The following is a 7,924-nucleotide window of genomic DNA, read 5'->3' as shown; positions in this document are numbered from 1 at the left end:
CGGAGAGACGCCAGGCCGTGCCGGCGGCCGGGTCCCACATGACCATGGTCGTCTCGGCGACGACTGCCGGTGCCTGACCGGGTGCGACCCGCAGCTCGGAGGCGACGGTGAACGACGAGCCGCCGACGTGGCTGACCCAGAGTCGCACCACGAACGGTTGGAACGGCACGAACCGCATCTCCGCGTGGTAGTCGACCCGCTGGGCGCCCACGAGGTTGGTGATCCCGACCGGCACCGCGCGGAGCAGGCCCGGACGATCGCCCGCGATCGCGGGCAGCGGTGCATAGCTCAGAAACTGGATCCGTGCCTCGTCGAGCACCCGGATCGCCTCGACGTTGTCGACGTGCCCGCCCAGGTTGATGTCGCGCAGCCGCGCCTGGATCTCGCTCTCGAACGCCTCGCCCACGTCCGCATCCTCGCAGTCACTGGTCGAACATTCAGCACCGGTCCGGGTCGGGTCGGAACGCCGGGTCATCACCGCGGAGTGGCGTGCGTGACGGCCGTCACGCCGCAGAAGTGGATGTGTCAACCAAAGTCGCTAGACTGGGCCGGTGAGCGAACCACCGTGGCTCGACGACGAGCAGCAGCGGACCTGGCGGTCGTGGCTCGACCTGAACACCCGGCTGTTCGCACGCCTGAGCCGTGACCTGCAGGCAACCAACGGCCTCTCGCTCCAGGACTACGACGTGCTCGTCGCGCTGACCGACGTGCCGGAGGGCAGCGTCCGCATGCGCGACCTCGGCGTCAGCCTCCAGTGGGAGAAGAGCCGGCTGTCCAAGCACCTCACCCGGATGACCGGCCGCGGCCTGGTCGCCCGTCGCGAGTGCGCCGATGACCGGCGCGGGGCGTTCGTCGAGATCACCGAGGAGGGGCTGGCCGCTCTCCGGGCCGCCGCCCCGGGGCACGCAGGCCTGGTGCGCGAGGTGGTCTTCGACGGCCTCAGCGCCGCCCAGGTGCGGGAGCTCGGGGCGATCTGCGCGACCGTCCTCGAGCGCCTCGACGAGGCCTGACCGACCGGCCCCAGCGACCGGCCGGCGACGGGCTCAGTCGGCCAGCAGGTCCCGCACGGCGAGCGACCCGAACGCCATCGCCGCGCCGAGCGGTGCCCCCGGTCCCGGGTAGTGCGAACCGAAGACCGAGGCGACCGAGTTGCTCGTGGCGTAGAGGCCGGGGATCGGAGAACCGTCGGCTGCGTCGAGCACCCGTCCGGCGGCGTCGGTGACGAGCCCGCCCTTCGTGCCGAGGTCGGAGAGCACGAAGCGAGCCGCGAAGTACGGCGCCTGGTCGACCGGCGTCAGCGCCTTGTTGGGACCGGTGCCGCCGGCGAAGAACGTGTCGTACTCGTCCTGTCCGCGCCCGAAGTCCTCATCGACCCCCGTCTCGGCGAAGCCGTTGAAGCGCGCGACCGTCCCGGTCAGCACGCCCGCGTCCACGCCGATCGCTGCCGCCAGGTCCTCGAGCGAGCCGGCGGTCACCCACGTCCCGGCGGCGAGGTGGTCGGCGGGGTCGCCCTCGGGCATCGCGATCGCGGGCAGTCGGCCGCCCTCGCGGGAGTCGAACACGAACCAGGAGGGGATCCGCTCGGGCGCCTGCGCCATGATCCGGCCGAACCGGTCGTAGGGCAGGCACTCGTTGCCGTAGCGGCGACCGGTCTGGTCGACCATGACTCCGCTGCGGAAGCCGAGCGTGAAGGTGCCGCTCCCGTCCGGGTGCTCCAGGCCGGGACAGAACCAGCCCTCGCCGGACCAGTCGGTGGCCGCCCCTGCGCGGGCGCAGGCGTCGATCAGGTCGCCGGTGTTGGTGCCGCGCGGCGCCATCGTCCAGCCGGCCCGACCCGGTGTGCCGTGCAGGGCACGGCGCTCGTCACTGCCCTCGAAGCCGCCTGCTCCGATGATCACGCCGCGTGCTGCGGCGACCTCCGCCGGGCCCGCGGGGGTGTCGACGACCACGCCGGTGACCCGGCCGCCCTCGTCGCGCCGTACGTCGACGACGTGGTGCTCGGTCGCGATCGTGCCGCCGTCACGGACCACCATCGACGCGAGCCGGCCGATGAGGGCCTGGCCGCCGGACAGGGTCGACCGGCCGCCCGCTCCGACGCGGTCCCGCTCGACGGGCGGTCGCAGCATCGCCATCACGTCACTGTCGAGAGCGTCGCGCCTGATCGACGCGGGCTGGACAGAGCGACCCATCGGCACCCGGCCGGGCGCGTCGTAGTACTCCGAGAACGGGATCCACTCGAAGTCCATGAGCTCGTCGGCCTCGAGGGCGGCGACCAGCTCGGGAGCGTGCGCGAGGAACGCCTCGATCTTCGTCTGGTCCGGGTCGTCGAGGACCGCGGCGAGGTAGGACCGTGCCCCCTCGGTGGAGTCGGGCAGCCCCGCGCGCTGCTGGACCTCGCTGCCCGGCAGCCAGCAGGCGCCGCCGGAGTACGCCGAGGTGCCGCCGATGAGCGCGGTGCGCTCGAGGACGACCGTCGAGAGCCCCGCCTTGGCGGCCAGCGCCGCTGCGGTCAGCGCGCCGCCGCCGGAGCCGACGACGACGACGTCGTAGGAGGCCTGCAGGGATCCGGGAACCGTGGTCACCGAGAAACTGTAACGCGTTCTAGTTTCGCCCGACAGGGAGCGCGCCCGGCTCAGCGACTCAGGCGACGCCTCGGATCGGACCGAGCCACGGCTCGAACCCGTCCTCGCTGACCTGCCAGCCGCGGTGGAGCTCCTCCGCTCCGCACAGCAGCCGGTCGAAGGAATCACGCAGGCCCGCCGGCGCGATCCCGATCCCGGTCAGGACGATCCGGGTGAGGGGCGCCGCTCCGCGCCACGGCCCGAGGTCGCCGATGCTGAGCTGGCCGCCGGCGCCGTCCCAGCGGTGGGCGCGGTCGGGTCGCGAGGGCAGCCAGAAGCACCCCCGTGACCGGTGGGCGCCGGTCCCGAGCAGCTCGAGGCACTCCAGCAGCCGGCCGGGGTGGAACGGGCGGGAGGCGTGCAGGTCCACCTGCCAGATCCCCTCGGTGCGCGCCGACGGGAGGCTGTCGCGTCGCACCGGCGTCGTCCATGCAGCGGTCCGGCTGTGCTGGTGGGCGCCGTCCACCAGCACGTCGGTGTCGAGGTCGCTCGCTGCGCCGACGATGATCGCCTCCGGCTGGGCGAGGGCCTCGACGAGTCCTCGACCCAGGGGCGTGGCCGCACCGTCGAGCACGACGGCATCGGCGTACTCGACCATCGCAGCGAGCACCTCTCCGACCGAGCGCCGGTCCTCGCGCGAGGTCTCCAGGCCGCGCTCGGCCAGCAGGTCGTCGCCGAGCAGGTCGTGCACCGGGTCGCGGGCGTCGAGGGCGGCGACCACTGTCGACACCCGCAGGACGCGGGCCAGCCGGGTGTCCCGGTCGAGGACGGTGCACAGCTGGGCGCACTCGGCACCGACCGGGAGGTGCGCGACGATGCCGGACCAGCGTCGGGCGCGCGCGAGGCGCTCCAGGGTCGGCAGCACGTCCTCGCGGATCGCGCACGGCACGCAGGCGTGCTCGAGCTCGACATCCTGGCGCTCCAGCACCCCGGTGAGGTCGCTGACCGTACGGGTGAGGAGCTGATGCTCGACGTCGATGTGGTGACGGACGGCGACGGCGCCGGGCAGGCCGAACTGCAGCCCGACCGCCGTCGCCGCCATCGCGTCCGGGTCGACGCCGGTCACGAGCACGACGGGTGTCCGCATGGGGGACCTTCGCTTTCATCTAGAATGAGAACCGTTCTCAAAACCATGCCAGAAGGGGCCACCGATGTCACGACCGGGCCATGCCCACGCCCACCGGGCCCCGACCGGGGTCGACGAGGAGGTACGCGTCGAGCGTCCGGCCGCGGTCGTGCTCCTGGCCGGGCTGGGGCTGGCCGGGATCGCGACCGTCGCCGGGCTGCTCTTCTGGTGGCCGTCGGGCGATGCCGCGGACGTCCCTTCCGCGCCGTACGCGGCCGACGGTGTGACGTTCCCCGTCGGCGAGGTGCGGTCAGCGGGGGAGCCGTGCCCGCTCCAGGAGGCGCCACCGGCCGGGTGCGGCCTGGTCGCCGTGGACGTCGACGACCGTCGGGTCGAGGTGCGGGTGCCGCCCGAGGTCCTCGACGCCGGCCTCGCGCCGGGCGACCGGATCGAGCTCCAGCGGGTCCCGGCGACGGACGGCGGCCGCGCGTCCTACTCCTTCGTCGCGGTCGATCGCGACGGCACCCTCCGGTGGCTCGGCGCGCTGTTCGTCGGGGTCGTCCTCGCGGTCGCCCGGTGGCGCGGGCTGTTCGCGCTCGTCGGCCTCGCCGTCGGTGCCGCGGTCGTCTGGCGCTTCCTGCTGCCGGCGCTGCTCCAGGGCAGCCCGGGCGTGGGGGTCGCGCTCACGGGGGCGTCGGCGATCATGTTCGTGGTCCTCTACCTGACCCACGGCGTCTCCCTCCGGACGAGCACCGCGCTCGCCGGCACCCTGCTCGGGGTCGCGATCACCGCGGGCCTCGGGGTGATCGCCGTGGCAGATGCCCGGCTCACCGGCATCTCCGACGATGCGGGCGGGCTGCTCCGTGCCTATGCCGGGAGCCTCGACTTCTCCTCGCTCCTCGGATGCGCGCTGGTCATCGCCGGGCTGGGGGTGCTCAACGACGTCACGATCACCCAGGCCTCTGCCGTCTGGGAGCTGCGGGCCGCCTCGCCCGAGGCGTCCCGGTGGCAGGTCTACGCCGGCGCGATGCGGATCGGGCGCGACCACATCGCCTCGACGATCTACACGATCGTGTTCGCCTACGTCGGTACGGCGCTCCTGGTCCTGCTGCTCCTCAGCGTCTACGACCGCTCGGTCCTCGAGCTGCGCTCCACCGAGCAGCTGGCCGAGGAGGTGGTGCGGACGCTGGTGACGTCGATCGGCCTGGTGCTGGCAGTGCCGGTCACCACTGCGATCGGCGCGCTGGTGGCCGGCCCGACCCCTCGTCGCCGCCGGCCCGGCTACTCCTCGGGGGACTAGTCGGGGCAGACGAAGCCGGGCTCACGCGGACCGGGGGACCAGCGCAGAGAGCTGTGGTTCTTGACCACCTGCCAGCGTTCGACGTACTCCCGGTAGAGGCTGGCGCTGCGCACGTTGAGGGTGATCTCGTCGCCCTTGGTGAGCGAGCCGGTGGCCCAGTTGGCAGTGCCGGTCCAGACCCCGGAGTAGCGCCGGTCGCGCCCGTAGGTGCCGCGCACGGCGATGTTCTTCATGTGGGTGCGGGTGTCGACGCAGCTGTCCTGGTTGGTGTCGATCCGGCTGTCCCAGAGCTCGATGAGCCCGGAGGCGCGCGCCGCGCGCATCCGTGACAGCAGGCTGCTGTCGACCGCTCCGAAGATGATGTGGACCTTGCAGCCGTTCTGGGCCATGTTGCGGATCCGGTCCCAGATGTAGTTGCCGCGATGGCCGTTCCACCAGAACTGCTGGATGTAGAGCTGGGTCGGCCCGAAGCTGCTGGTGCACTTGACCTTGCGCAGGTCGACCATGAGCGGGTCGCGGTCCTTGCCGACGCCGACCATCGGGAAGATGCGGGTGGTGTAGGGCCCGTCGACGAACTCGACCAGCTTGCCGCCGGCCTTCTTCTGGCGGGTCATCAGCCGGTGGATCTTCACGAGGAACGCGAACGTGTTGGGCCGGTTCTTCATGACGACGAGGTCGTTCCAGCCCTTGTTGGCGCCGCCGGCGTTGAGGTTGGAGGACGACGTCATGGTCACCCAGCGGGCCGACCCGCTGTTGGACATCGCGTAGATCTTGGAGTGCATGTTGGTCTCGCCGCCGGCGCCGCGGCAGCTGGCGGCGCACTTGAGGACGTAGCTGCGGTCCTTGCCCCAGGTGACGTCGGCGCCGTAGTCCTCGGTGATGCTGCGGGTGACCTCGCGCGGCGACATGACCGGGATCTCGGTGGCGTCGGGATCGGACTGGACCCGCAGGCCGCCGGTCTCGTCGGGCAGGCTGCGGTTGCAGCGCCCGGACCTCGGGTCGTTGTCGGCGATGCCGTTGTTGTCACGGTCGCGGACGTTGTCGGCGTTGAGCATCGTGACGAGCTTGCGGAACGGACGCGAGACCACGTCGCGGTCGATGATGACGCGGACCGAGACGCCACGGCGGCACGCGGCGATGAGTGCGTCGGCACTCTTCTTGCGGTCGAAGAGGTAGTTCGTGACCAGGATCACCGGCCGCGGGTCCTTGGCGGTCGGCCGGACGTGGTTGAAGGCCTCCTCGACCTTGCGGATCACCGAGGAGTTCTCGCCCTCGCTGCCCCACGGCTCGGGGACGTTGAAGGACGCCCCACCGCCGGGCTCGTAGCCCCCCGGCGCGTAGGCGCCGGCAGGCACGTTGAGCAAGGTGAACGGCAGCAGGACCGCCAGTAGTACGACGGCTCGGCGCATTGATCGACTCCCCCAGGTCCGGGTGGGTGGGCAGCGGGTGCTGCTGTCCACCGGTACGAGGCATGGTAACTGCCTGAGTGGAACGTCCTGTGACGGTTATCGAATCCGCCGTCACGCGCCGCGGGGGCGCGCGGTGTGAATTCTCGGAAATCGAAATTCAGACGGTGATCTGCGCCAGCGGGCCGCTGCGGATCCCGAACCGGGTTCCGAGGGCGTCGATGGTGCGTCGGTCGTGCGCGCGCTTCCTGTGGTGCGTCGCCAGCATCGTGACGACGCCCGCGAGCTGTCGGTGCGGCGGGAACCACAGGTTGTAGTCGATACCGCAGTCCAGCAGCACCTTCTTGGGCAGCACGTCCAGCGCCACGCTCAGGTTGTGGAGGGCCACGGTCATCCCTGCGTAGATCGCTGACGCCGGCGCCTGTCGGTGGACCCCGGCGATGTCGAGCTCGACCAGGGGAGCCGAGGTCAGCAGGTCGCGGAACATCAGGTGGGTCATGAAGTAGCCGGCGAAGGAGGAGAACGGCCCGAAGGTGCTCGACCGCATCTGGATCGACAGCACGTTGCCCGTGGGTGAGGTGTAGGGCTCGTAGGGGTGGTCGGATCGCAGCAGGGAGCCGGTGCAGTTGACGATCCAGGTGCCGGTCGGGACCGGGCGGGCGACGCCGACGCGGTCGACGACGTCGACGCCGTCGGCGTCGCTGGTCCCCCTGTCGACCGCGTCGGCGAAGTAGGCCCGCTCAGCGGACCGCAGCCCGCGGCTGATCACCCGGGACTCCTCCTCGGACAGGTTGGCGCCGAAGTAGTCCACGGCGCCCGGGACCGGGCTGACGCCGTAGGTCGCCGCGAACCAGTCGCGGACCTCGGTCTCGTTGGTCCCGTCGAACCGGTCCGCGATCTCCCGGACCATGGTGTTCGTCGGCGTACCGCCCCACCAGCGTCGTGCGCCCGTCGGGTAGAGGGTCTCGCGCCGCGAGAACATCGTGCCGGGGCCGGCGAGCAGGTGGACCTCGCAGTCGGGGACCTCGGTGATGAGGCGGTAGGCCGTGTCCATGGCCGTCTTGCCCCCGCCGACGATCCACACCGGGGTGCCGCTCGCCCGGACCGCGGTGAGGTCCAGCGTCTCCGGGGTGATGCTGCGGACCCTGTCGCTCGTCGTGGACAGGGGCGCGTTCGGCTGGACCTGGTGGCCGAACGCCTTGACTAGGCGCCGGGAGAGCAGCGTCTGCGTCGAGCCGTCGGGGGCGCGGAGCACGACCTCCACGAGGCCGTCACCCTCCGTGTGGCCGAGATAGGTCCAGCCGAAGCGCTCGTCGAGGTCGACCTTGGCGCGGGCCACGTCGAGGCAGTGCTTCAGGTGGTCGAGCACCTCGGCCTTGGACGCGAGGTGGCTGGGAGGGGCGTCGAGCTGCCACTTGATCTTGCCGGCGGTGAAGATCGGGTGGGGCTGGTGGAGGCGGACGTAGTCGTAGGTGTCGACCCACATGCCGCCGGGACGAGGACGCGCGTCGACCACGACCGCGCGGCTGGA

General features: G+C 71.7%; 7 protein-coding genes. 2 read left to right on the top strand and 5 right to left on the bottom strand.

Translation table 11 applies throughout. The features are described 5' to 3' along the window. The coding region (locus tag H0487_RS20605; protein ID WP_183096099.1) for an acyl-CoA thioesterase at positions 1-406 on the bottom strand (406 nt) is incomplete at its 3' end. Positions 407-551: 145 nt separating this feature from the next. On the opposite strand from H0487_RS20605, the gene H0487_RS20600 reads away from it, so the two are divergent. Then, entirely contained in the window at positions 552-1,010 is a 459-nt protein-coding gene (locus H0487_RS20600) for a MarR family winged helix-turn-helix transcriptional regulator (RefSeq protein WP_183096098.1), read from the top strand. A 33-nt stretch (positions 1,011-1,043) separates the two neighbouring features. Here the strand turns inward: H0487_RS20600 and H0487_RS20595 are convergent, their stop codons facing one another. Both H0487_RS20595 and H0487_RS20590 read right to left on the bottom strand, forming a co-directional pair. After that, entirely contained in the window at positions 1,044-2,582 is a 1,539-nt protein-coding gene (locus H0487_RS20595) for an FAD-dependent oxidoreductase (protein ID WP_312856038.1), read from the bottom strand. A 58-nt stretch (positions 2,583-2,640) separates the two neighbouring features. Continuing rightward, positions 2,641-3,708 (bottom strand): CobW family GTP-binding protein, encoded by a 1,068-nt coding sequence (locus H0487_RS20590; RefSeq protein WP_183096097.1) that lies wholly within the window; start codon positions 3,706-3,708, stop codon positions 2,641-2,643. A 64-nt stretch (positions 3,709-3,772) separates the two neighbouring features. Between H0487_RS20590 and H0487_RS20585 the strand changes: the two genes are divergently transcribed. Then, positions 3,773-4,987 carry a YibE/F family protein gene (locus tag H0487_RS20585; protein ID WP_183096096.1) on the top strand — a complete coding sequence of 405 codons (1,215 nt, stop codon included), beginning with the start codon at positions 3,773-3,775 and terminating at the stop codon, positions 4,985-4,987. Here the strand turns inward: H0487_RS20585 and H0487_RS20580 are convergent. Both H0487_RS20580 and H0487_RS20575 read right to left on the bottom strand, forming a co-directional pair. Next, entirely contained in the window at positions 4,984-6,396 is a 1,413-nt protein-coding gene (locus H0487_RS20580; RefSeq protein WP_183096095.1) for a phospholipase D-like domain-containing protein, read from the bottom strand. The genes H0487_RS20585 and H0487_RS20580 overlap by 4 nt on opposite strands. Before the next feature lie 157 nt (positions 6,397-6,553). After that, on the bottom strand, positions 6,554-7,924 hold a 1,371-nt coding region (locus H0487_RS20575; RefSeq protein ID WP_183096094.1), incomplete at its 5' end, for an NAD(P)/FAD-dependent oxidoreductase.

It is taken from the genome of Nocardioides stalactiti, assembly GCF_014180715.1.
GTDB classification, from domain to species: Bacteria; Actinomycetota; Actinomycetes; order Propionibacteriales; family Nocardioidaceae; genus Nocardioides; species Nocardioides stalactiti.
This window is presented reverse-complemented; position numbering and strand designations above follow the sequence as displayed.

What these genes read in the sequence shown, in the direction of transcription:
- H0487_RS20590 (WP_183096097.1), bottom strand. Translation starts at nt 3,708, where the DNA reads ATGCGGACACCCGTCGTGCTCGTGACCGGCGTCGACCCGGACGCGATG.
- H0487_RS20585 (WP_183096096.1), top strand. Translation starts at nt 3,773, where the DNA reads ATGTCACGACCGGGCCATGCCCACGCCCACCGGGCCCCGACCGGGGTC.
- H0487_RS20580 (WP_183096095.1), bottom strand. Translation starts at nt 6,396, where the DNA reads ATGCGCCGAGCCGTCGTACTACTGGCGGTCCTGCTGCCGTTCACCTTG.